The sequence below is a fragment of the Pseudomonas sp. HN8-3 genome (genome assembly GCF_020790195.1).
GTDB classification, from domain to species: domain Bacteria; phylum Pseudomonadota; class Gammaproteobacteria; order Pseudomonadales; family Pseudomonadaceae; genus Aquipseudomonas; species Aquipseudomonas synxantha_A.
Genome location: NZ_CP086206.1, coordinates 2,871,888 through 2,894,575, shown reverse-complemented (window position 1 = coordinate 2,894,575; position 22,688 = coordinate 2,871,888). Strand labels below are relative to the sequence as shown.

18 protein-coding genes are annotated in these 22,688 nt (G+C 59.7%); 13 read left to right on the top strand and 5 right to left on the bottom strand.

Going from position 1 to position 22,688, the window contains the following annotated elements; genetic code table 11:
- The first annotated feature begins 18 nt into the window (after positions 1–18).
- The 5 genes from LJX92_RS12695 (at position 19) to LJX92_RS12675 (ending at position 7,758) form a co-directional block, all read left to right on the top strand.
- Complete coding sequence (locus LJX92_RS12695; RefSeq protein WP_032875145.1) at positions 19–915, top strand: LysR substrate-binding domain-containing protein; 897 nt, start codon at positions 19–21, stop codon at positions 913–915.
- Positions 916–1,093: 178 nt separating this feature from the next.
- Positions 1,094–2,335, top strand: a complete 1,242-nt coding sequence (gene mexE, locus LJX92_RS12690) for a multidrug efflux RND transporter periplasmic adaptor subunit MexE (RefSeq protein WP_078821430.1) — start codon at positions 1,094–1,096, stop codon at positions 2,333–2,335.
- 15 nt (positions 2,336–2,350) lie between these two features.
- Positions 2,351–5,530, top strand: a complete 3,180-nt coding sequence (locus tag LJX92_RS12685; protein WP_148853190.1) for an efflux RND transporter permease subunit — start codon at positions 2,351–2,353, stop codon at positions 5,528–5,530.
- A complete protein-coding gene (locus LJX92_RS12680) occupies positions 5,527–6,942 on the top strand; it encodes an efflux transporter outer membrane subunit (RefSeq protein ID WP_122734224.1) in 1,416 nt (471 codons plus the stop codon). Before LJX92_RS12685 ends, LJX92_RS12680 begins: the two co-directional genes overlap by 4 nt.
- Before the next feature lie 291 nt (positions 6,943–7,233).
- The gene (locus LJX92_RS12675) at positions 7,234–7,758 is read left to right on the top strand and encodes a hypothetical protein (RefSeq protein WP_032875136.1); all 525 of its coding nucleotides are present in this window, start codon (positions 7,234–7,236) and stop codon (positions 7,756–7,758) included.
- A gap of 725 nt (positions 7,759–8,483) precedes the next feature.
- On the opposite strand, the gene LJX92_RS12670 is transcribed toward LJX92_RS12675, so the two are convergent.
- Complete coding sequence (locus LJX92_RS12670; protein WP_228309846.1) at positions 8,484–9,503, bottom strand: AraC family transcriptional regulator; 1,020 nt, start codon at positions 9,501–9,503, stop codon at positions 8,484–8,486.
- 168 nt (positions 9,504–9,671) lie between these two features.
- Between LJX92_RS12670 and efeU the strand changes: the two genes are divergently transcribed.
- From efeU to efeO (LJX92_RS12650), 4 genes are read left to right on the top strand one after another with little or no spacing between them, the layout of a single operon-like run.
- On the top strand, positions 9,672–10,517 hold the full coding sequence (efeU, locus tag LJX92_RS12665) for an iron uptake transporter permease EfeU (protein WP_032875131.1): 846 nt from the start codon (positions 9,672–9,674) through the stop codon (positions 10,515–10,517).
- 10 nt (positions 10,518–10,527) lie between these two features.
- Entirely contained in the window at positions 10,528–11,730 is a 1,203-nt protein-coding gene (gene efeO / locus LJX92_RS12660) for an iron uptake system protein EfeO (protein ID WP_228309845.1), read from the top strand.
- Positions 11,731–11,743: 13 nt separating this feature from the next.
- Positions 11,744–13,048: an iron uptake transporter deferrochelatase/peroxidase subunit gene (efeB, locus tag LJX92_RS12655; RefSeq protein WP_228309844.1), complete on the top strand. Its 1,305-nt coding sequence runs from the start codon at positions 11,744–11,746 to the stop codon at positions 13,046–13,048.
- A 24-nt stretch (positions 13,049–13,072) separates the two neighbouring features.
- The gene (efeO, locus tag LJX92_RS12650) at positions 13,073–13,891 is read left to right on the top strand and encodes an iron uptake system protein EfeO (RefSeq protein WP_078821413.1); all 819 of its coding nucleotides are present in this window, start codon (positions 13,073–13,075) and stop codon (positions 13,889–13,891) included.
- 69 nt (positions 13,892–13,960) lie between these two features.
- Here the strand turns inward: efeO (LJX92_RS12650) and pssA are convergent, their stop codons facing one another.
- The gene (gene pssA / locus LJX92_RS12645; RefSeq protein WP_223018254.1) at positions 13,961–15,304 is read right to left on the bottom strand and encodes a CDP-diacylglycerol--serine O-phosphatidyltransferase; all 1,344 of its coding nucleotides are present in this window, start codon (positions 15,302–15,304) and stop codon (positions 13,961–13,963) included.
- A 125-nt stretch (positions 15,305–15,429) separates the two neighbouring features.
- Between pssA and LJX92_RS12640 the strand changes: the two genes are divergently transcribed.
- Both LJX92_RS12640 and LJX92_RS12635 read left to right on the top strand, forming a co-directional pair.
- On the top strand, positions 15,430–15,981 hold the full coding sequence (locus LJX92_RS12640; RefSeq protein ID WP_005788500.1) for a TetR/AcrR family transcriptional regulator: 552 nt from the start codon (positions 15,430–15,432) through the stop codon (positions 15,979–15,981).
- A gap of 56 nt (positions 15,982–16,037) precedes the next feature.
- Positions 16,038–16,517: a DUF1348 family protein gene (locus tag LJX92_RS12635; RefSeq protein ID WP_032875113.1), complete on the top strand. Its 480-nt coding sequence runs from the start codon at positions 16,038–16,040 to the stop codon at positions 16,515–16,517.
- A gap of 62 nt (positions 16,518–16,579) precedes the next feature.
- On the opposite strand, the gene LJX92_RS12630 is transcribed toward LJX92_RS12635, so the two are convergent.
- Both LJX92_RS12630 and LJX92_RS12625 read right to left on the bottom strand, forming a co-directional pair.
- Entirely contained in the window at positions 16,580–17,737 is a 1,158-nt protein-coding gene (locus LJX92_RS12630; RefSeq protein WP_228309843.1) for a PQQ-dependent sugar dehydrogenase, read from the bottom strand.
- A 12-nt stretch (positions 17,738–17,749) separates the two neighbouring features.
- Positions 17,750–18,064 (bottom strand): hypothetical protein, encoded by a 315-nt coding sequence (locus LJX92_RS12625; protein ID WP_078821416.1) that lies wholly within the window; start codon positions 18,062–18,064, stop codon positions 17,750–17,752.
- 184 nt (positions 18,065–18,248) lie between these two features.
- Between LJX92_RS12625 and LJX92_RS12620 the strand changes: the two genes are divergently transcribed.
- Together LJX92_RS12620 and ligD are read left to right on the top strand one after the other, a co-directional pair.
- Complete coding sequence (locus LJX92_RS12620) at positions 18,249–19,088, top strand: Ku protein (RefSeq protein ID WP_005788504.1); 840 nt, start codon at positions 18,249–18,251, stop codon at positions 19,086–19,088.
- A gap of 24 nt (positions 19,089–19,112) precedes the next feature.
- Positions 19,113–21,632, top strand: coding sequence for a DNA ligase D (gene ligD, locus LJX92_RS12615; RefSeq protein WP_228309842.1), 2,520 nt, complete (start codon positions 19,113–19,115; stop codon positions 21,630–21,632).
- Between the two features lie 19 nt (positions 21,633–21,651).
- Here the strand turns inward: ligD and lpxO are convergent, their stop codons facing one another.
- Entirely contained in the window at positions 21,652–22,551 is a 900-nt protein-coding gene (gene lpxO / locus LJX92_RS12610; protein WP_032875099.1) for a lipid A hydroxylase LpxO, read from the bottom strand.
- Positions 22,552–22,688 lie beyond the last annotated feature (137 nt).

Genomic DNA, 22,688 nt, shown 5'->3' with positions numbered 1-22,688 from the left:
AAAAATGGAACACTGCCCATGTTCGACCTGAACGAACTCTTCCTTTACGCCAAGGTGGTCGAGCACGGCGGCTTTGCGGCGGCGGGTCGAGCGTTGAACCTGCCCAAGTCGACCCTGAGTCGCAGGGTCGGTCAGCTTGAGGCAAGGCTTGGAGCGCGGCTGATACAGCGTTCGACGCGCCAGTTCCAGGTTACCGATATCGGCCAGGCTTATTATCGACATTGTGTGGCGATGATTGCCGAGGCCGAGTCGGCAGAAGATGTGGTGGCCTTCAACAAATCAGAACCTCGCGGCTTGATTCGCCTGAGTTGCACCACCGCGCTGCTCAACTATTGGGTGGCGCCGATGCTGGCTCAATTCATGGCGCAATGCGGCAACGTCGAACTGAATGTGAAGAGCTTCAACCGTAAGGTCGATGTGATTGCCGAGGGTTATGACCTTGCCTTGAGCCTGTGTTTCCCACCCCTGGAAAGCAGTGAACTGGTGATGAAACTGCTCGGTAAAAGTACTCAGGTGCTGGTGGCGAGCGCGGCTTTTTTGCAGGACTATGCCCTGCCCTCGCAACCCGCCGACCTTGCCGGGCTGCCCACCGTGCACTGGGGCAACCTGATGATTCAGTACGTGTGGGAGCTGACCGGCCAGGATGGCGCGACGACGCAGATCCAGCACACGCCGCGCCTGGTCAGCGATGATGTGCCGACTTTGAAAAACGCGACACTGGCGGGAGTAGGCATCGCCAACCTGCCATGGGTGGTGGTCAAGGAGGATGTCGCCGAGGGGCGTCTGGTTGTCTTGCTGCCTGAGTGGCAGCCCGTGCAAGGCGTTATCACGGCGGTATTTCCATCCCGGCGCGGGCTGATGCCGTCGGTGCGCGCCTTGATCGATTTTCTGGGTGAAGCATTCGATGCACCTTAGGCAACAGTCTTTTGTCATCAAGGCTATTGATAGCTCCCTAACGAAACCCCCATGCTAGAGGGCTGGCTCCCCTCTTATATCATTCCTAATGATAGTTACCTTTGCTTCATTCGATTCGTGACATAGCACCCCGCCGCGCATGATCCGCCCATCTCAAATACATTGGCGGATGCACCTCATGGAACAGTCACTCAAACTTTTGCGCTTCCCCCTGGCGATTCTGGCCGTGGTGGTGATGAGCGCGTGCGGCAAGTCTCCCGAACAAGCGGCCGCCATGCCCCCAGCCAAGGTCAGCGTGGCCAAGGTACTGGAACAGCCGGTCAACGAGTGGGACGAATTTACCGGACGGCTGGAAGCCCCGGAAACCGTGCAAATTCGTCCTCGGGTGTCCGGCCAGATTGACCAGGTCGCTTTTACTGAAGGCGCTTTGGTCAAGAAAGGCGACCTGCTGTTCCAGATCGACCCGCGCCCGTTCCAGGCCGAAGTGCGCCGCCTGGAAGCCCAGCTTGCACAGACCAAAGCCGCCGCCACCCGCAGCGAAAACGAAGCGCAACGCGGCGAACGCCTGCGCCAGAGCAATGCGATCTCCGCTGAACTGGCCGACTCGCGCACCACCGCCGCCCAGGAGGCCCGCGCCGCCATGGCCGGGATCCAGGCGCAGTTGGACCTGGCCCGCCTGAACTTGAGCTTTACCCGTGTCACTTCACCGATCAGCGGCCGCGTCAGCCGTGCCGAAATCACCGCCGGCAACCTGGTGACCGCCGACACCACTGCGCTGACCAGTGTGGTGTCCACCGACAAGGTCTACGCCTACTTCGACGCCGACGAGCGTGTGTTCCTCAAGTACACCGAACTGGCCCGTGAAGGCCGTCGCGGCGCAACCACCCCGGTGTATCTGGGCCTGTCCAACGAAACCGGCAACCCGCACCTGGGCCAGATGAACTTCGTCGACAACCAGGTCAACCCGTCCACCGGCACCATCCGTGGCCGTGCGGTGTTTGACAACAGCAAGGGCGAATACACCCCTGGCCTGTATGCGCGCTTGAAGCTGGTCGGCAGCGGCACCTACTCCGCCGTGCTGATCAACGATGAAGCCGTCGGTACCGACCTGGGCAAGAAGTTTGTGCTGGTGATGGACGGCGACAAGCCGGCTTACCGCGCGGTGGAATTGGGGCCCAAGATCGAAGGCTTGCGCATCGTACGCAGCGGCCTGACCAAGGACGACACCGTGATCGTCAAGGGCCTGCAGCGTGTGCGCCCCGGCTCACCGGTCGCGCCGGAAACCATTCCGATGGCCAGCAAGGAAACCCTCGCCGCCTTGGCCCAACAACGACAAGCGCTTGAAGCCAGCAACCTGGAGCAAGTGGCGCCGGAAACGACCGCGCCCAAGCTCGCCAGCACTGCGACTCCACGCGGTTAAGGGATAAGACTCAAGATGAATTTTTCCAAGTTCTTCATTTCGCGGCCGATCTTCGCAGCGGTGCTGTCGCTGTTGATCCTGATCGCGGGTGCAATCTCGCTGTTCCAACTGCCGATCAGCGAATACCCGGAAGTAGTGCCGCCGACTGTGGTGGTACGCGCCAACTTCCCGGGTGCCAACCCCAAAGTCATCGGCGAAACCGTGGCCGCACCGCTGGAGCAGGCCATCACGGGTGTCGAGAACATGCTGTACATGTCCTCGCAGTCCACCGCCGACGGTAAGCTGACCCTGACTATCACCTTCGCCCTGGGCACCGACCTGGACAACGCGCAGGTGCAAGTGCAAAACCGTGTGACGCGGACTCAGCCAAAGCTGCCTGAGGAAGTGACACGCATCGGTATCACCGTGGACAAGGCTTCCCCCGACCTGACCATGGTGGTGCACTTGACCTCCCCGGATCAGCGTTACGACATGCTGTACCTGTCCAACTACGCGATCCTCAACATCAAGGACGAACTGGCCCGTTTGGGTGGCGTCGGCGATGTGCAGCTGTTCGGCATGGGTGACTACTCCCTGCGCGTATGGCTGGATCCGAACAAGACCGCCTCGCGCAACCTGACCGCCACCGATGTGGTCACGGCGATCCGCGAGCAGAACCGCCAGGTGGCTGCCGGTGCCCTGGGCGCTCAGCCTGCGCCGAGTGACACCAGCTTCCAGTTGTCGGTCAATACCCAAGGCCGCCTGGTCACCGAGGAAGAGTTCGAGAACATCGTGATTCGTGCCGGCGCCAACGGTGAAATCACGCGCCTCAAAGACATCGCCCGGGTCGAGCTGGGCTCCAGCCAATACGCGCTGCGCTCGTTGATCGATAACCAGCCGGCCGTTGCGATTCCGATCTTCCAGCGCCCCGGCTCCAATGCCATCGACATCTCCAACGATGTGCGCAGCAAGATGGCCGAGCTGAAAAAGAGTTTCCCGGCGGGCATGGATTACCGCATTGCCTATGACCCGACCATTTTTGTACGCGGCTCTATCGAAGCGGTGGTGCACACACTGTTCGAAGCGCTGATCCTTGTGGTGCTGGTGGTGATTCTGTTCCTGCAGACCTGGCGCGCCTCGATCATTCCGTTGGTGGCGGTGCCGGTATCCTTGATCGGTACGTTTGCGGTGATGCACCTGTTCGGATTCTCGCTCAACGCCCTGTCATTGTTCGGCCTGGTACTGGCCATCGGTATCGTGGTGGATGACGCGATCGTGGTGGTGGAGAACGTCGAGCGCAATATCGAACTGGGCCTGGAGCCGTTCCCGGCCACCGAAAAAGCCATGAGCGAAGTTACCGGCCCGATCATCGCTACAGCGCTGGTGCTGTGTGCGGTATTCATTCCAGCCGCTTTTATCAGTGGCTTGACCGGGCAGTTCTACAAGCAGTTCGCGTTGACCATCGCGATCTCGACCGTGATCTCGGCGTTTAACTCGCTGACGCTGTCCCCTGCCCTGGCCGCCGTGTTGTTGCGCGGTCACGATGCGCCGAAGGATCGCTTCTCGAAGTTCCTCGACAAGCTCTTCGGTGGCTGGCTATTCCGTCCCTTCAACCGCTTTTTCGAAAAGGCCAGCCATGGCTACGTGGGTACCGTACGCCGAGTGATTCGCGGCAGTGGTATCGCCCTGTTCGTATACGCCGGGCTGATGGTGCTGACGTTCTTCGGGTTTGCTCACACCCCGACCGGTTTCGTACCGGCCCAGGACAAGCAATACCTGGTGGCCTTCGCCCAACTGCCCGACGCTGCAAGCCTGGACCGCACCGAAAACGTGATGAAGCGCATGTCGGAGATCGCCCTTAAACAGCCCGGCGTGGAGGCCGCGATTGCCTTCCCGGGCCTGTCGATCAACGGCTTCACCAACAGCCCGAACAGCGGCATCGTGTTTGTGACCTTGAAGCCCTTCGATGAGCGTAAAGACGCGAGCATGTCGGCCGGGGCGATTGCCGGGGCGTTGAATGGCCAATACGCCAACATTGAAGAAGCGTACATGGCGATCTTCCCGCCGCCACCGGTACAGGGCCTGGGCACCATCGGCGGGTTTCGCCTGCAGATCGAAGACCGTAGCAACCTCGGCTACGACGAGCTGTACAAAGAAGTCCAGAACGTCATTGCCAAGAGTCACAGCGTGCCTGAACTGTTCGGCCTGTTCACCAGCTACACAGTGAACGTGCCGCAAGTCGACGCCGCCATCGACCGCGAAAAGGCCAAGACCCACGGCGTGGCGATCAGCGACATCTTCGACACGCTGCAGGTCTACCTGGGTTCGTTGTATGCCAACGACTTCAACCGCTTCGGGCGTACCTACCAGGTCAACGTGCAGGCCGAGCAGCAGTTCCGTCAGGACTCCGACCAGATCGGCCAGCTGAAAGTGCGCAACAACAAAGGCGAGATGATCCCCCTGGCGACCTTTATCAAGGTCAGCGACACCTCGGGCCCGGACCGCGTGATGCACTACAACGGCTTTATCACCGCTGAAATCAACGGCAACGCCGCACCGGGCTACAGCTCCGGCCAGGCCCAGGCTGCGATTGAAAAGCTGTTGAAGGATGAACTGCCCAACGGCATGACCTATGAGTGGACTGACCTGACCTATCAGCAAATCCTCTCGGGCAATACCGCGCTGTTCGTGTTCCCGCTCTGCGTGCTGCTGGCATTCCTGGTACTGGCCGCCCAATACGAAAGCTGGAGCCTGCCGCTGGCGGTGATCCTGATCGTACCGATGACGCTGCTGTCGGCCATTACCGGTGTGATCATCTCGGGCGGCGACAACAACATCTTCACCCAGATCGGCCTGATCGTACTGGTGGGCCTGGCCTGCAAGAACGCGATCCTGATCGTCGAGTTTGCCAAGGATAAACAAGCGGAGGGCCTCGACCCGCTGGCCGCGGTACTGGAAGCCTGCCGCCTGCGTCTGCGGCCGATCCTGATGACCTCGTTCGCGTTCATCATGGGTGTGGTGCCGTTGGTATTGTCCAGCGGTGCGGGTGCCGAGATGCGCCATGCCATGGGTGTGGCGGTGTTCTCCGGGATGATTGGTGTGACCTTCTTCGGTCTGTTGCTGACGCCAGTGTTCTACGTACTGATCCGTCGCTATGTTGAGCGCCAGGAAGCGCGCAAAGCGGCCAAGGCCTTGAAGCTGGAGACACAGCAATGAGTGTGAAAGTATTCCTGCCGAGCTTGCTGGTACTGGCGCTCGCCGCCTGTGCCGTAGGCCCGGACTACAAGACCCAGCAACTGGAGGCGGCCAACATCACGGCCGCCGCCGACAGCAAAAGCTACGACCATGCCAAGTACGAAGGCATCTGGTGGCAGCAGTTCGAAGACCCGACGCTCAACCAGCTGGTAACCCAGTCGCTGAGCGGCAACCGTGATTTGCGCGTAGCCTTTGCCCGCCTGCGGGCAGCACGGGCTATCCGTGACGACGCGGCCAACGACATCATGCCAGTGGTCACCTCCCGCGCCAGCAGCGATGTGGGCAAGGGCCAGATTCCCGGCCAGACTACCAAGCGTGTCAACAGCGAGCGCTATGACCTGGGCCTGGACATGGCCTGGGAAGTGGATTTGTTCGGGCGCATCCGCCGCAACCTGGAAGCCAGCGACGCTGACCAACAGGTGGCCGAAGCCGACCTGTACCAACTGCAAGTCACCATGATCGCTGAACTGGTGGATGCCTATGGCCAACTGCGCGGGGCGCAACTGCGTGAACGCATCGCCCTGGACAACCTGAAGAACCAGCAGGAATCACGCACCATCACCGTCAGCCTGCGCGATGCCGGCGTGGGTGATCAACTCGACGTCGAGCGTGCCGACGCACGCCTGGCGGCGGTGGAAGCCAGCGTGCCGCAGCTGCAAGCCGAACAAGTGCGCGAGCGCAATCGCATCGCCACCCTCCTCGGCCAGCGCCCCGACAAACTGAGCGTGGACCTTAGCCCCAAAGACCTGCCGGCAATCGCCAAGGCCCTGCCGATTGGCGACCCGGGGCAATTGCTGCAACGGCGCCCGGACATCCTCAGCGCCGAACGCAAGCTGGCCGCCGCCACCGCGCGTATCGGCGTGGCCAAGGCCGACCTGTTCCCACGGGTCAGCCTCAGCGGCTTCCTCGGCTTTACCGCCGGACGTGGTTCGCAGATCGGCTCGGCTGCAGCGAATGCCTGGTCCCTGGGCCCAAGCATTACCTGGGCCGCGTTTGACCTGGGCAGTGTGCGTGCGCGTTTGCGCGGTGCGAATGCCGAGGCCGACGGCGCCCTGGCAACCTACGAGCAGCAAGTGCTGCTGGCCCTGGAAGAGTCCGAGAACGCCTTCAGCGATTACGGCAAGCGTCAGCAACGCCTGGTGTCTCTGATCCGCCAAAGCGAATCCAGCCGCGCCGCCGCCGACCTCGCCGCGATCCGCTACCGCGAAGGCACCGTGGACTTCCTGGTACTGCTCGACGCCCAACGCGAACGCCTGGCCGCAGAGGACTCCCAGGCCCAGGCCGAAGTGGATCTGTATCGCGGCATTGTGGCGATCTACAAGGCGTTGGGTGGTGGCTGGCAACCGGATGCAGTGGTGGCCAGCAACAAGTGATGTAAAGAGCTCCTTTGGTTGGTCGCATCCAGCCAATTTTTAGCCCTGCGTTCCATTCGGTCGCGGGGCTTTTTTTTGTCAGGACTTCCTAAAATATTGAACGTTATTTCTGTAAGCCAATTAAGAAGTCCTTCGTAGGTAATGTCCTAGTACTGCGCTATACCTGGCTTCCAGGTTTTAATACTTCAGAAACAACAGTGCATTTTCATGTAGGCAAGCGGTACACCCACGTTAAAGTAATTGGCGCACGTGTCGACAACCAAGTGCCACTTACTAATGGAGGAAGGCGACATGGCTATCATGTTGACTGCTGAGCAGATGAGGCATACCAAGGCAACCAACGCTTACGTTATTAAAAATCCTGAACAAATAACGAATAAATTCACAATCACTGAGGAGTCCGTAGCAGCTGACACACTAAATCTTGGTGAAACAAAAAAAATCGCCGACCTGAAAGAATATTTAAAGGGCTTTGACATGACAGCCATAAGCTCAGATGACCTCAGAAAAGTAGCACGACGATTATTCGACGATGAAATGATAGATATACATGCATTTGTAATATTCGCCGAAGGCAATTTGGCGAGTGGTGCAGATGGTCTTCCTACAGAAACAGACGTCAAATTCAACGCCATCGCTTTGTTTAATGAGCGGCTTGAGGACTACAATGATTTCCTTGAAAATAATCCTGCAGACGTGAAAGAAGATACTTTGAGGTGGCGGCGTGGGATGATAGATGCCAATCACGCGATAGGCGCATTGACCTACTTCGTCAACTCTTCCAGAAGTGATTTAAAGATTCATGAGCAAGCTTGAATCCAAGTCGTTTGGGCAGTGCGCTAAGGAGGATCTTAACGCACTGCCATTGCAGGCCTTCAGCGGCCGTATTTGGCGGTGCCTGAGTAGGATTTCACATCAGGGTCGGAATTGAACATAGCGACTCGATAGGTACCAAACGATCCAGAGTATGAAGCGCTGCTCCCAAAGCTTGTCGCAACAGATTGCCAAGAGGCTCCCAACTGCTTTTGGATAATCAACTGTGGCGCCCGCCCTCCTCCCGTGGAAGCTGAGGCATCAATAGTCGCACCCGCACATCCATTCGCGGAAGTTATTATGAACGGGCCATACACAGTCGTTTCGACACCAGGTGGCAAAAGCCCGCTATAGCTATCACTTATATACAGACACAAGGCCGACACCTGAGCAGACAAAAGCATTAACGCGAGACACGGCAACGCAATAAGACCTTTCATGATCTCACCTCAAATCAGAAAATAGTAAATAAATACCCACTCGAAATATCTGATCTTTTATTTCCCCATAAGCGCACCTCGCAGTTAAGCAACGGCTGCCAGCACATGACACTCGATATCAGCCCAGCAGATATCAAGCACCCACTAATGCGGGTAGGAACACGTTGCTTACAGTGCACGAAATCAAGCGCCAAATATGCCGGCCGCGTCCTAAAATATCGAAGGAGCGTTCTGTCATACTGGGGTGAAGGAATGAGTAAGAAATGTCTTACTTGCGCATAACGAAGGTTAGAACCGACTCGAGTCGCTCAAAATCAAACTCCGATAATGCCCCGGATTCGACCCCGCCCACTTGCGAAACGCCTTGTAGAACGAACTCGCATCGGCAAACCCCAGCCGCGTGGCAATCTCGGCAAAGCTGATCTGCGGTTCAGCCAACCACACAATCGCCAGTTCTTTGCGCACACTGTCTTTGAGGCCCTGATAAGTCTGCCCCTCTTCCGCCAGGCGCCGACGCAGGGTGGACGCAGAAATACATAGCCTGGCGGCAAGGCCCTCCGTTTCCGGCCAGGTGTCGGGAGGCATCTGCCGAAGGTCGTGCTTGATGCGCGTGGCGAGGCTTTCAGGGTCGCGGTATTTGACCAGGATGTTAGCGGGTGCATGGGCCAGAAAACGTTGGAGCTCCTGCTGACTGCGTTTGATCGGCAGGTCCAGGCAGTCGGCAGAAAAGATCATGCGGGTACGAGGTCGATCAAAGCGCAGGTTGTCGGAAAACATTACCTGGTAATCGTCACAGAAGTCCGGCTGCGCGCAACGCAGCTCAATGGCCAGGATCGGGATGCGACGCCCCGCCAGCCAGCACGCAACGCCGTGGACGATCATCCAATAAGTGAAATACGTGAACGCACGCTTGGGCTCATCGGGTTCGAGCAGGACGATCTCCGCCAGGCTCTGTTGGCGAACCAACTGTGCCGGCATGTGCTCCAGCATCAACGACAGAAACCCCAGGCCGGTTTCCAGGCCCGCCGCCAGACTCGGTTGCGCCATGGCGGCGCGACACAGAAACGCCAGGCTACCGGATTTGAGTGCGCGCGGGTCCATGCCAAAAAACTCGTCATCCCTGCGCCGCGCCAGCAAACGCCAAAGGCGCGCATAGGCCGTGGCCGGGACACGGGCATTGGGCTGCTCAAGCAACGCAGGGTCAATCCCGACTTTGCTCAATGCCTCGACAGTGGCCGCACCAGGCGCACAGCTCTGCAACAGCGCTTCGCGCACAAGGTGGATGGAGATGGTGTCTTTTTCCGACATGGGATGTTGAGTTATCCGACTGAAAACCAGGTGGCCTGCATCATAAGGGCGGTCGCGCTTCGCCACCACTGTTCAGCCCTCGTTCAGCAAAGGTCAATATTTCTTGTTTAGCAATGAGTATCATTATGTTACAACTTAGCTTCCTAACTAGTTACGCCCTGGTGCCCGATGCTCGTTCCTTTTTTAATCATGCTGCGCGAAGGCATTGAAGCCGCCTTGATCGTTGGCATCATCGCCAGTTACTTGCAACAGACCGGGCGTGGTCAATGGATGCCCGCCGTGTGGATCGGCGTATTCCTTGCCGCTGCCCTGGCCTTGCTGGTCGGTGGCGGCCTTGAGTTGGTCAGCGCTGAATTTCCGCAAAAGCAGCAGGAATTGTTCGAAGGGATCGTAGGGCTTGTCGCAGTGGGCATCCTCAGTTCCATGGTGTTCTGGATGCGCAAAGTGGCGCGGTCAATCAAACACGCTCTGCATGAGTCCCTCGACCATGCCCTGACCGGCTCCAGGCACCAGGTATTTGCGCTGATCGCCATGGTGTTTTTTGCCGTGGCCCGCGAAGGGCTGGAGACGGTGTTCTTTCTGCTGGCGGTGTTTCAGCAGAGCGAAGGTATGGGCGCGCCGATAGGTGCCCTGCTCGGCCTGATCCTGGCCATCGTCGTCGGTTTCCTCATCTATTCCGGCAGCATGCGCCTGAACCTCGGCGCGTTTTTCCGCTGGACCGGCCTGTTCATCCTTGTAGTGGCGGCCGGCATTCTCGCCAATTCGGTGCAAGCCCTGCATGAGGCCGGTGTGTGGAACCACTGGCAAACCGTGCTGTTCGATTTCAGCGCTGCGCTGCCCATGGATAGCCCGTTGGGCTCGGTACTGGCCGGCATGTTCGGTTATCAGGAGGCGCCGACCGTCAGCACCCTGGGTGCCTATGTGATTTACCTGGTGGTGGCCCTGGTGATGTTCTTCCTGCCCTCGGCCCCCGCCAAGCCTGTCGCCACGACTTCTTCCGTTTCCAGCCAGTAAGGACCGTCTCTTGTCCAACCCAACCCCTCAATCGGCCCCGCCATCCCGCGCCTTGCGCTGGGGTGTGGCCGGCTCGGTGGTGGTGATGATCGCCGCCGGTGGCCTGTTCTACTACGCCTCGCAATTGGCCGCGACCAAGCGCCAGACCAACCACAATGAAATCGCAGTCACGATTCACAGCCACGCCTGCGAGCCCAGCGCCCTCACCGTGCCGGCCGGGCGCGCAAGCTTTCGTATCATCAACCGCTCCGACCGTGCGGTGGAGTGGGAAATCCTCGACGGTGTGCTGGTGGTCGAGGAACGGGAAAACATTGCCCCTGGCCTGAGCCAGGTGATCAACGCCAACCTGTTGCCCGGTGACTACGCCATCACCTGTGGCCTGTTGAGCAACCCGCGTGGCACCTTGCATGTCACCCCCACCACGGAGTCCGACGCCCAGGCCAAGGCCAAGCCGTCGATGGTGGCGTTTATCGGCCCGTTGTCGGAGTTCCGTGTGTACTTGAGCGGCCAGAGCGGTGCACTGATCAAGGCGGTGACGGCGCTGCAACAGGCTATCGACGCCGGTGATCTGGCCCAGGCGCAGGCCCTGTATGTGCCGGCCCGTGAGGCGTATCAGCGCCTGGCGCCTGCCTCTCAACGCCTGGCCGAATTGGATAACGCAATCAACGCCCGCGCCGACTACTTTGAAAAGCGCGAGCAGGACCCGGCCTTCAGCGGCTTCCATCGCCTCGAATACAGCCTGTTCCAGCAACACAGTCTCGACGGCCTGGCGCCGGTCGCGCAACGCCTGGTGGCCGACGTCACCAAGCTCAAGCAACAGTTGCTGGCGCAATCGCTGCCCCCAGAGCAACTGGTGAGCATTGTGGTACGCAACCTCAACAGCCTGGCGGATGTACGTGCCCGCAGTGGTGAAGAGGAGCGCTACAGCCATATCGATCTGAACGGCTTTGCCGCCAACCTGGACGTCGCTCGTAAAGTGGTCGACTTGATGCGCCCGCTGCTGGGCAAGTCCGCAGCCGGCTTGCTGACCGATATCGACAGCGCGCTGAATGCCTTCGACGCCGAACTCGCTGCATTCAAAGTCGGCAATACCTACAGCACGTACGACAGCATCACCGCCGATCAGCGCCAGCAGATCGCCGACAAGGCCAAGGCACTGGCCGCCGCACTCGATGGAATCGACCCCGCCCTTGGCCTTTCCGGCCTGCAGTGAGACGAACGCATACATGAGTGATTCAGAACAGCTAAACCTTGCGCGTCGCCGCGTCCTGCTGGGCATGGCGGCCACCGGCGCGGTCATCGCCGGCAGCACCTTGACCTGCCCGGCCATGGCCGCAGCGGCCGAGCAAGTCACCAGCGCTCCGCGCAGCGACAAGACCCACGACCACCAGGCTTTTTTCGGTCAGCATCAGAGCGGCATTGTCACCCCGCGCCCGGCCTGCGGCATGGTGGTGGCCTTCGACGTACTGGCCAGCGACCGCGAGGACCTCGAACGTTTGTTCCGCACCCTGAACGAGCGTATCGCGTTCCTGATGAGCGGCGGCACCGTGCCGCAGGTCGACCCGAAACTGCCACCCACCGACTCCGGCATCCTTGGCCCGGTGGTTACCCCAGATAACCTGACCATCACCGTGTCGATCGGCGAATCGTTGTTCGATGAGCGCTTCGGCCTCAGTGCCGTCAAGCCCAAGCGCCTGATCCGCATGGTGGGTTTCCCCAACGATGCACTGGAGCCGGCGCAGTGCCACGGCGACCTGAGCCTGCAGTTCAGTTCCAACACGCCCGATACCAACATCCACGCCCTGCGCGATATCGTGAAAAACCTGCCTGACTTGCTGCTGGTGCGCTGGAAACAAGAAGGCAGCGTGCCGCCCCAGGCCCCGGCCAAGCCCGGCGAACCGGCGCAGAGTGCGCGTAACTTCCTGGGTTTTCGCGACGGTTCGGCCAACCCCGACTCCAACGATGCCAAGGCCATGGACCAGATCGTCTGGGTGCAACCGAGCAGCGACGAACCCGCCTGGGCGGCCCATGGCAGTTACCAGGCCGTGCGTATCATCCGCAACTTTGTCGAGCGCTGGGATCGCACCCCACTGCAAGAACAGGAAAGCATCATCGGCCGCGTCAAACCCACCGGCGCCCCCATGGATGGCCAGCATGAAACCCAGGTGCCGGACTACAGCAAAGACCCGCATGGCAAGTTGACCAAGCTTGATGCGCACATCCGCCTGGCCAACCCGCGCACCCCGCAGACCCAGGCCAACCTGATCCTGCGGCGGCCGTTCAACTACTCCAACGGCGTCAACAAAAACGGTCAGCTGGACATGGGCCTGTTGTTCATCTGCTATCAGGCTGACCTGGAGAAAGGCTTTATCAGCGTGCAAACGCGGCTCAACGGCGAGCCTCTGGAGGAATACCTCAAGCCGGTCGGCGGCGGGTATTTTTTCACTTTGCCAGGGGTCACCGGCCCTGAGGATTTCATCGGGCGCACGCTGCTTGCTGCAACCCACTCAACCCCCCCTGCCAAGACCTGAAACACACCAGAGCGGAATGCCCCCATGAAGAAGTCGTCTATCGCGTTGTCGTTGTTAATGAGCCTTGCGCCGCTGGCTGCCTTCGCCGCTACCGCGCCGCTCGACCTGGTAGGCCCGGTATCGGACTACAAGATCTACGTTACCGAGGAAATCGGCGAACTGGTCACCCAGACCCAGGCGTTTACCAACGCCATCAATAAAGGTGACCTGGCCACCGCCAAGAAGCTCTATGCGCCGACCCGCGTGCACTATGAGGCCATCGAGCCGATCGCCGAGCTGTTCAGCGACCTCGACGCGTCCATCGATTCGCGTGTCGATGACCATGAAAAAGGTGTGACGGCCGAAGACTTCACCGGCTTTCACCGGATTGAATACGCGCTGTTCGCGCAAAACTCGACCAAGGGCCTGGAAGCACTGACCGCCAAGCTCAATACCGATGTGAACGATCTCAAGACGCGGGTCGATGGCCTGACCTTCCCGCCGGAAAAAGTCGTCGGCGGCGCTGCGGCGCTGTTGGAGGAAGTCGCCGCCACCAAGATCTCCGGCGAAGAAGACCGCTACAGCCATACCGACCTGTATGACTTCCAGGGCAACATCGACGGTGCAAAGAAAATCGTCGATCTGTTCCGTGGCCAGATCGGGCAGCAGGACCAGGCGTTCCTGGCCAAGGTCGATAAAAACTTCGCCACCGTGGACAAGATCCTGGCCAAGTACAAGACCCAGGATGGCGGCTTTGAAACCTACGACAAGGTCAAGGACAACGACCGCAAGGCCCTGGTAGGCCCGGTCAACACCCTGGCTGAAGACTTGTCGATGCTGCGCGGCAAGCTGGGTTTGAATTAAAGGCTACCGGCAAAAAAAACATCCAGGCCCTGTTGAGGGCCTGGGTGTTTTTTGCCTGCGGGATAACGGCTACAAAATGCGGTACAGCAAACGCTCAATGCGCACTCGGCTGACCCGACGCAGGAATTTACCCACTGCCGGCGGGTAATCAACCAACGTCTGCAATTGCTGGTAGCCCTGGATACGCGTGGTGTGCTGGAAGATCTGCGCCAGCTCGGTATGTCGCGGCTCCAGCCATTGGCCCTTGGGGTCGTCGATCAGCAAGCCGTTTTCCAGGTCGAGGCGAAATGCCCTGGGGTTGAGGTTGTTGCCGGTCAGCAAGGTATAGCGCTGGTCAACCCACATGCCCTTAAGGTGGTAGGTGTTGTCGCCATCGCGCCACAGGTGCAGGTTCAACTGGCCGCTGTCGATCATCGGCTGGTGACGCTTGGCAAAGCGGCGCAGGCTGATCTCATACAGATAAGGCAAGGCCGCGATCACCTTGAACGGCTCGCTGGGCGGAATATAGAAGTCGTTGGCCGTCTTGTCGCCGACCACGATGTCGATCTTCACTCCACGCGCCAGTGCGCGGTTGATCTCGCGGGTCACCGGCAACGGCAGGTTGAAATACGGGGTGCAGATGGTCAACTGCTGCTGGGCGCTGGCGATCAGCTCCAGAATGACCCGGCTCAGGGGGTTGTTCTTGCCAACGCCGAGCAACGGGCTCACCGAGAGGTGACCATTGGGCAACTGCCCGGCCGTGGTGTCATAGGCCGCGTGCTTGAGACGGCTGCGCAGGTCGCCGATATCGTTGCGCAGGCTGCGGGTGGTCGGCGGGTTGGGCAGGTCCAGGCGGTGCACGGCCTTGGATGCCACCAGGCCGTGCTCGATCAGGTGTTGCATAGAATCGGCCAGCACCTGGCTATGGATCAGGTGGTAACGATCAAAGCGGTACTTGTCGAACTTGTGCAAATACACATTGTTGAGGCTGGCGCCGCTGTACAGCACGCTGTCATCGATCACAAAGCCCTTGAGGTGCAATACGCCAAACAGCTCGCGGGTTTGCACCGGCACGCCATACACCGGCACTTCGCTGGCGTGGCTTTGCGTCATGGCCTGGTACCAGGCGCTGTTGCCCGGCTGCTTGCCGGCGCCAATCAAGCCACGCTGGGCGCGCAACCAGTCGACCATCACCACGATGTCCAACTCCGGCCGTGCCGCCTTGGCAGCGTGAAGCGCGTCGTAGATCTCCTGCCCCGCTTCGTCGTGTTGCAAGTACAAGGCGACGATGTAGATGCGACGCGTCGCCTGGGAGATTTTTTCCAGCAGGCAGCGACGATAGGCATCGGCGCCGGACAGCACCTCGATGGCCTCCGGGGACAGCGGGAAACCGCGTAGTTTGGGCAACAGGGAGCGTTTGAAGAACGACGGCATAGGGCTCGCAATGGGTCGAATCCGAAGAGGTCCAGAGCTTACACCATGGGGCTGCTCAGGTCTCGCCGTACGGCATGGAAAAAAGCCGGTTGACCAAGAAGAACGATCGTTCTACTGTAGTAAGCATGAACGACATAACCCGCGACATTATCCTCGACGTCACCGAAAAGCTGATCTATCGCCATGGCATCGCCGCCACCGGCATGGACTTGCTGGTAAAAACCGCTGGCGTATCGAGAAAAAGCATCTATCGCTATTTCGCCAACAAGGACGAGTTGGTGATTGCCGCCCTGCAGCGTCGCGACGAACGCTGGATGCAGTGGCTGCGCAGCGAAGTAGAACGCAGCGACAACAGCGGCGAGCGCTTGCTGGCGCTGTTCAGCGCCCTGAAAAGCTGGTTCGGTTCCGCGGATTTTCGCGGCTGCGCTTTTATCAACACCAGTGGCGAAACCGGCAACGCTCAAGATCCGGTGCGCCTGCTGGCCAAGGCCCATAAACACAAACTGTTCGAGTACGCACTTGAACTGTGTCAAGCACATGGCACCCCCGACCCGCAACAGCAGGCCGCGCAACTGCTGATCCTGATCGATGGCGCCATTACCGTTGCCCTGATCATGGGTGATTCAACAGCTGCCGATAATGCGCAATGCATGGCGCGAACGTTATTGGGACTTTGAATTCTCGGAATTGGCAACTTCTATCATTCAACCCTATTGTTTTAAGGAGCCACCCCATGTCAGCCAATGCACAAGCCCGCCCGCCCCTACCGCCCTTTACTCGCGAGTCAGCCATCGAAAAAGTCCGGCTGGCCGAAGACGGCTGGAACTCCCGCGACCCAGAACGGGTTTCCCTGGCCTACACCCTGGACACCCAGTGGCGTAACCGCGCCGAATTCGCCCACAACCGCGAAGAAGCCAGGCAGTTCCTGAGCCGTAAATGGGCCAGGGAACTGGATTATCGATTGATCAAGGAGTTGTGGGCGTTCACCGGCAACCGCATCGCCGTGCGCTATGCCTATGAGTGGCATGACGACTCCGGCAACTGGTTTCGTTCCTACGGAAATGAAAACTGGGAGTTCGATGAGAACGGCCTGATGGCCAACCGCTTTGCCTGCATCAACGATAAGCCGATCCAGGAAAGCGAACGCAAGTTCCACTGGCCGCTGGGGCGTCGCCCGGATGATCATCCGGGCTTGTCAGACCTAGGGCTGTAGCTCTCTTACCCTTTGTAGGAGCGAGCTTGCTCGCTCCTACAAAAAGCGATTACCGAAAGGCATCAGTCCTGATTCAGCCCGACCCGATACAACACTCCATTATCCTCATCCGTCAGCACATACAGAAACCCATCCGGCCCCTGCCGCACGTCACGAATTCGCGCTTTCAACTCGCCCAGCAAACGTTCCTCGTGAACGACCCTGTCACCCTCGAACTGCAACCGAATCAACTCCTGAGTGCCCAGCGCACCGATAAACAGATTGTGCTGCCACACCTTGAACCGGTCGGCGTCATAGAACGCCATGCCGCTGATGGCCGGGGACTTCTCCCAGACATGATGGGGCTGCACCGTGCCTTCTGCCGTTTTGCCCTTGGCTTCGGGAATCGGTAGCAGAGAGTAGTTGATGCCGTGGGTCGCCAGCGGCCACCCGTAGTTCTTGCCGCGCTCGATGATGTTCACTTCATCGCCCCCACGCGGCCCATGCTCGTTTTCCCAGATCGTGCCGCTCCACGGGTTCAGCGCCAGGCCCTGTGGGTTACGCTGGCCGTAGGACCAGATCTCGGGACGTACACCGGGTTGACCGACGAAGGGGTTGTCATCCGGTACGCGGCCATCTGGATAGATGCGCACAACTTTGCCTTGCAGCTTGTCCAGGTCCTGGGCGGTCGGGCGGTCGTTGTTCTCGCCCAGGGTCACGAACAGATAGCCGTCACGATCGAACGCCAGGCGCGAGCCGAAGTGGTTGCCGGTAGACAGCTTGGGCTCCTGGCGCAGGATCACCTTGAAGTCCTCCAGGCCGCTCATGTCAGCAGACAGGCGCCCGCGCCCCACAGCGGTTCCGGCTTTGCCATCCTGCCCGCCGCCTTCGGCGTACGACAGGTAGACCATACGGTCCTGCTTGAAGTCTGGTGACAACACCACATCCAGTAACCCGCCCTGCCCCTTGGCCCAGACTTGCGGCACCCCCTTCAACGGAGCGGAAAGCTTACCGTCGGGGCTGACAAATCGCAGATGCCCGGGAAGCTCGGTCACCAGGAAGCCCTGCCGATCCGGTAGAAACGCCAGCGCCCATGGATGATCCAGGCCTTTGGCGATCGGCGTGACGGTAATGCTGCCTTGCTCGCTGGGGTACTGCTGGCTATCGGCGGCATAAACGGTGGTCAGCGGCAGCAGCGTGGCGGCACAGACAGCCGCTAGCAGAGTTTTGCGTAGAAACATAAGGCGAAGTCCTTACCGGCGATTGCCGTTGGCATCATAGGTGGGTGCTTTGGTTTCGGTGGCCGGGCGACTGGGAGCTACGTCGCGCTTGGGATACGTATTGCCGATTCCGCGGTTTTCCACGGTCGGCCGAGGGCCGGTGGGCGCAGTCTGGATACCGCCGGCCGCAGGTGCATTGGGCTGAGTGCCCTGCATGCTATTGGGGTTGGCCCGGTGAATCGGGCTGTTATTGGTGTCGTATTGGCCCGGCAGGTTTTGCGCCTGGGCCCAAGGCGCCAGGGCCAGGCCCAGCGCAAGTACTGCAAGATAACGTACATAAGCATTCATGACGGAGCCTCTCTATGCCGAGTACTACGTGCTTTCGATAACACGCTACGCCATGGGTTCGGCTTGCGACACTAAATAGTTTCTCATCAGGTGTAACACGATCTGTCCGAGCATCTGCCCGCCGAAACTTTTGCCGCGGCCTGCGAGTCACCAGAACAGGCTCACTTTTTAAGGAATCGGAGTTATGCCACGGGCAATCTGGAAAGGCGCTATCAGTTTCGGTCTGGTTCATATCCCGGTGTCGCTGGTCTCGGCGACATCTTCCCAAGGCGTTGATTTCGACTGGCTGGACAAACGCAGCATGGACCCGGTCGGCTACAAGCGCATCAACAAAACCACGGGCAAGGAAGTCACCAAGGAACATATCGTCAAGGGCGTCGCCTTTGAGAAGGGCCGTTATGTGGTGCTCAGCGAAGATGAAATTCGCTCGGCCCATCCGAAATCGACCCAGACCATTGAGATCATCGCGTTTGTCGCCGCTGACCAGATCCCCCTGCAAAACATCGACACGCCCTACTTCCTGGCGCCGGACAAACGTGGCGGCAAGGTCTATGCACTGCTGCGCGAAACCCTGAAGAAAACCGGCAAGGTCGCCCTGGCCAATGTGGTGCTGCATACCAAACAGCACTTGGCCGCGTTGATGCCGCTCGAATCGGCCCTGGTACTGGTGATGCTGCGCTGGCCCGCAGAAGTGCGCAGCCTGGACGAGCTGGAACTCGGTGCCGATGTAACCAAACCGACCCTGGCCAAGGGTGAATTGGACATGGCCAAGCGCCTGGTGGAAGACATGAGTGCAGACTGGCAACCCGACGAGTACCGCGACAGCTTCCAGGACAAGATCATGGCGCTGGTGGCGAAAAAGGCCAAGGCCGGCAAGATCGAAGACGTGGAGTCGAGCCAAGACAGCGAAGAGCGCAAATCCGCCGACGTTATCGACCTGACCGAACTGCTTAAACGCAGCCTGGCGGGCAAACCCGCGGCGAAAAAGCCCGCCGCGAAGAAATCCAACAAAAAGGCCTCTTGAGCCTGCCATTGACTGGAGCGCGACATGGCAAAGCCCCTGAGCGAATACAACCGCAAGCGCGATTTCAAGATCACCGCCGAACCCGCCGGCAGCTCACCCGCCAGCAAGCGGAAAGCCTCGGCGCTGAGCTTCGTGATTCAAAAGCATGATGCGCGCAACCTGCATTATGACTTTCGCCTGGAGCTCGACGGCGTGCTGTTGAGCTGGGCGGTGCCCAAGGGCCCGAGCCTGGACCCAAGCCAGAAGCGCCTGGCGGTCCACGTTGAAGACCACCCCCTGAGCTATGGCGGTTTCGAGGGCAGCATCCCAGCCGGCCAATATGGCGCAGGCGATGTGATTGTGTGGGACCGAGGTATCTGGCAGCCCCATGACGAGCCGCGCAAAGCCTATGCGGCCGGCAAGCTCAAGTTCACGCTGGTGGGCGAAAAACTCGCTGGGGATTGGACCCTGGTACGCACCCGACTCAAGGGCAGTGGCGACAAGGAGCAGTGGCTACTGATCAAGGAAAAAGACCAGCAGGCACGCCCCGCTTCTGAATACGATATTGTCGACGCCGAGCCTGCCAGCGTGCTCAGCGATGCGGTGGTCGGCACGCCCAAGGCCAAGGTCCCAGTCAAAAAAAAGGCAGCGCCAAAGGCCAAGGCCCGCACGCAAGTGAGCGCCATACCCGAAGAATTTGCCCCGCAATTGGCGACCTTGGTCGATCGCGCCCCCGAGGGCGATTGGAGCTACGAGATCAAGTTCGACGGTTATCGCATTCTCGCGCGCATCCATGACGGTGAAGTGCGCCTGTTCACTCGCAACGGCCACGACTGGACCGAACGCCTGCCGCGCCAGGCCAAAGCCTTGCAAGCCCTCAAGCTCAAGGACAGCTGGCTGGATGGCGAAGTGGTCAGCCTCAACGGCGACGGGTTGCCGGATTTCCAGGCGTTGCAGAATGCCTTCGATATCGGCCGCAGCCTGGACATCGTCTATTACCTGTTTGATGCCCCCTTCCTGAACGGCCGTGATCAACGCGAAGATCCGGTCGAGGAGCGTCGGGCTGCGCTTAAAGCTGCGCTCGCCGGCAGCAAAAGCAAACTGCTGCGTTTCTCCGAAGCCTTTGCCGCCAACCACCGCGATATTTTCGAAAGCGCCTGCGACCTGGCGCTCGAAGGCGTGATCGGCAAGCGTGCAGGCAGCCCCTATGTGTCCCGCCGCAGTGCTGACTGGATCAAGCTCAAATGCCGCCTGCGCCAGGAGTTTGTGATTGTTGGCTACACCCGCCCTCAGGGTTCGCGCAGCGGGTTTGGCGCGCTGCTGGTGGCCGTCAACGATGAAACCGGGCTGGTATATGCCGGGCGTGTGGGCACCGGATTTGATCAGGCCACGTTGAAATCCATCTACGCCAAGCTCACGCCATTGGAGCGCAAGGACTCGCCCTTGCAAAAGCCTTTGACCAGCACCCAGGCCCGTGGCGTGCATTGGGTCGAGCCGCGCCTGGTGGGTGAAGTGCAATTCGCCGAATGGACGCGTGAAGGCGTGGTGCGCCAGGCGGCCTTTGTGGGGCTGCGCACTGATAAGCCTGCGTCGCAGATCATTCATGAACAGCCGCGTGCGGCAAAGTCGGTCAATGCCTCGAACAAGCAGAAAACCGATAAAGCCGACATAGCGGTGAAGAACGTGAAAATCACCCACCCCGATCGCATTATCGACAAGCACAGTGGCACGCAAAAACAGCAATTGGCGCAGTTCTACGCCGACATCAGCGAATGGATCCTGCCGTTCCTGCGCGGTCGTCCTGTGTCGCTGCTGCGCGCACCCGAAGGCATCGAAGGGGAGCAGTTTTTTCAGAAGCACTCCGAACGCCTGGCAATTCCCCACATCAAGCAACTGGATCAGGCCCTGGATCCCGGTCATGCACGCCTGATGGAGGTAGACAGCGCAGAGGCGCTGGCCGGCGCCGTGCAAATGGGCACTGTCGAGTTGCATACCTGGGGCGCCACTACGGACAAGATTGAAACCCCTGACCTGTTCGTCCTGGACCTCGACCCGGACCCGGCCCTGCCCTGGAAATCCATGTTGGAAGCGGCCGAACTGACCCTGTCGGTGCTGGATGAGCTGGGCTTGCAAGCCTTCGTCAAGACCAGCGGCGGTAAAGGTCTGCACCTGATCGTGCCGCTGGCCCGGCGTGATGGCTGGGACGCCGTCAAGGCATTCGCCAAGGCCATCGCCCAATTTATGAGCCAGCAACTGTCCGAACGCTTTACCGCCACCAGCGGCCCTAAAAACCGTGTGGGCAAGATCTTTATCGACTACCTGCGCAACGCCCGTGGCGCCAGCACTGTGGCGGCATACTCCGTGCGTGCGCGGCCGGGTCTGCCGGTATCGGTGCCGGTCAGTCGGGAAGAATTGAAAGGATTGCGCGGGGCCCAGCAGTGGACGGTGGCGAACCTGCATGAGCGTCTGCAGGGGTTGAAGGGCGACCCATGGGCCGGCTATGCCAATCGGCAGAAAATCGGCAAGAAGATGTGGGACAAGCTGGGCGCAAAACCACCGCAGTGATTCGCGCCCGGCACAGGGTTCAGATAAGAATGAAGATCAGCGCCAGACCGGCAAAGATCGCCCATTTTTCCAGGTAGTAGCGTGTGCGGTTGCGCTTTTTGAGCTCTTTGCCGCGCAGGCGGATCTTGTACAAGCGGGTAAAGGCGCGGTTGAGGCCGCCGGTCTTGTCACCATCATCATTGGGCGAGCCTGCAGCGGCCATTACATTGCGGCTGAACCAACGGTTGAATGCCGCCGCCCAGCGGTACTTCATCGGGCGTTCAATATCGCAGAACAGAATGATGCGGTTCTGCTGGGTGGTGTTTTCTGCGTAGTGAATGTAGGTCTCGTCGAACATCACCGGCTCGCCGTCGCGCCAGTAATAGCTCTCGCCATCCACATTGATGTAGCACCCCGGGTCGTTGGGCGTATCGAGCCCCAGGTGATACCGATAGGAGCCCGCGTACGGGTCACGGTGGCGCACCAGCTTGGAGCCCGGCGGCAGTTCGGCGAACATCGCGGCCTTGATCGAGCCGATCCCTTGCACCAACTCGGTGGTGCGCGGGCACAGCTTCATCGCCGAAGGGTGGCTGTCGCCATACCACTTGAGGTAAAAGCGCTTCCAGCCCGACTTGAAAAACGAGTTGAAACCCACGTCGTTGTACTGATCCGAACGTTTGATCTCCCCGGCCCGCATCAGGTTCTGGCCTTCCTCGCGGATCTCTTGCCAATGTTCCTGCAAGGGGCTCAGGTCTGGAAAATCGCTGGGCGACAGATAGGGACGGCTGGGCTGCTTGGAGAACAAGTACAGGAAACAGTTGATCGGCGCCAGGAACGTCGAGTGATCGCTAAGCTGGCGACCCAGCTTGTGTCGCACCCGACCACGCAGGTGTACATACGCAATGGAGGCAACGTAGAGAGCAACAATGATGAGTTTCAAGGGATTCGTCACAAGTCAGGGAGAGAACAGGCTGCTCCTGCGGGCCCACAACGGCCGAGGATGGATATGCAGCACCTGAAATCACAATTCACGTACAGGTGACACGGCAGGCTGGGCGACCTGCGGCGTGTAACCAT

Bases quoted from the DNA above. Each gene is read 5' to 3' on its own strand.
- LJX92_RS12695 (WP_032875145.1), top strand. From the start codon at position 19: ATGTTCGACCTGAACGAACTCTTCCTTTACGCCAAGGTGGTCGAGCAC.
- mexE (WP_078821430.1), top strand. From the start codon at position 1,094: ATGGAACAGTCACTCAAACTTTTGCGCTTCCCCCTGGCGATTCTGGCC.
- LJX92_RS12685 (WP_148853190.1), top strand. From the start codon at position 2,351: ATGAATTTTTCCAAGTTCTTCATTTCGCGGCCGATCTTCGCAGCGGTG.
- LJX92_RS12680 (WP_122734224.1), top strand. From the start codon at position 5,527: ATGAGTGTGAAAGTATTCCTGCCGAGCTTGCTGGTACTGGCGCTCGCC.
- LJX92_RS12675 (WP_032875136.1), top strand. From the start codon at position 7,234: ATGGCTATCATGTTGACTGCTGAGCAGATGAGGCATACCAAGGCAACC.
- LJX92_RS12670 (WP_228309846.1), bottom strand. From the start codon at position 9,503: ATGTCGGAAAAAGACACCATCTCCATCCACCTTGTGCGCGAAGCGCTG.
- efeU (WP_032875131.1), top strand. From the start codon at position 9,672: ATGCTCGTTCCTTTTTTAATCATGCTGCGCGAAGGCATTGAAGCCGCC.
- efeB (WP_228309844.1), top strand. From the start codon at position 11,744: ATGAGTGATTCAGAACAGCTAAACCTTGCGCGTCGCCGCGTCCTGCTG.
- efeO (WP_078821413.1), top strand. From the start codon at position 13,073: ATGAAGAAGTCGTCTATCGCGTTGTCGTTGTTAATGAGCCTTGCGCCG.
- pssA (WP_223018254.1), bottom strand. From the start codon at position 15,304: ATGCCGTCGTTCTTCAAACGCTCCCTGTTGCCCAAACTACGCGGTTTC.
- LJX92_RS12640 (WP_005788500.1), top strand. From the start codon at position 15,430: ATGAACGACATAACCCGCGACATTATCCTCGACGTCACCGAAAAGCTG.
- LJX92_RS12635 (WP_032875113.1), top strand. From the start codon at position 16,038: ATGTCAGCCAATGCACAAGCCCGCCCGCCCCTACCGCCCTTTACTCGC.
- LJX92_RS12630 (WP_228309843.1), bottom strand. From the start codon at position 17,737: ATGTTTCTACGCAAAACTCTGCTAGCGGCTGTCTGTGCCGCCACGCTG.
- LJX92_RS12625 (WP_078821416.1), bottom strand. From the start codon at position 18,064: ATGAATGCTTATGTACGTTATCTTGCAGTACTTGCGCTGGGCCTGGCC.
- LJX92_RS12620 (WP_005788504.1), top strand. From the start codon at position 18,249: ATGCCACGGGCAATCTGGAAAGGCGCTATCAGTTTCGGTCTGGTTCAT.
- ligD (WP_228309842.1), top strand. From the start codon at position 19,113: ATGGCAAAGCCCCTGAGCGAATACAACCGCAAGCGCGATTTCAAGATC.